The following is a 435-nucleotide window of genomic DNA, read 5'->3' as shown; positions in this document are numbered from 1 at the left end:
GCGATCGCGGCCGCCACGCTGTGCACCGCCACCGTCGCCCTGACCCCGCCCGCCGCCGCCGACTCCTTCGCCGACCAGTGCAACTTCCCGAACAAGGTGTACCCCGGGCGCCCCTGGGCCCTGCAACGCGTGCTGCTGGACGAGCTGTGGAGCCAGTCCAAGGGCAAGGGGGTGCGCGTCGCGGTCATCGACACCGGCGTGGACACCCAGAACCCCCAGCTCGCCCATGCGGTGGACGCCTCCAGCGGGGCCAACTTCCTGCCGGCGAAGAACCGCAAGGGCCAGAAGATCGACCGGGGCAAGGCGAACGGCACGACGGACACCGTCGGCCACGGCACCCGCGTGGCCGGCATCATCGCCGCCCGGCCCATGGCGGGAACGGGATTCGTGGGCCTCGCCCCCGAGGCGACCATTATCCCCCTCAAGCAGAACGAC

General features: G+C 71.7%; 1 protein-coding gene. It reads left to right on the top strand.

Annotated features, from left to right (window positions below; translation table 11 throughout):
* On the top strand, window positions 1–435 hold a 435-nt coding region (locus tag ACPC54_RS42105), incomplete at both ends, for a S8 family serine peptidase (RefSeq protein ID WP_498973044.1).

Origin of the sequence: Kitasatospora sp. NPDC094028 (assembly GCF_049543595.1) — a bacterium.
Taxonomy (GTDB): Bacteria; Actinomycetota; Actinomycetes; order Streptomycetales; family Streptomycetaceae; genus Kitasatospora.
The sequence above is the reverse complement of the archived record's forward strand: the minus strand, read 5'-3'. Positions and strand labels throughout refer to the sequence as shown.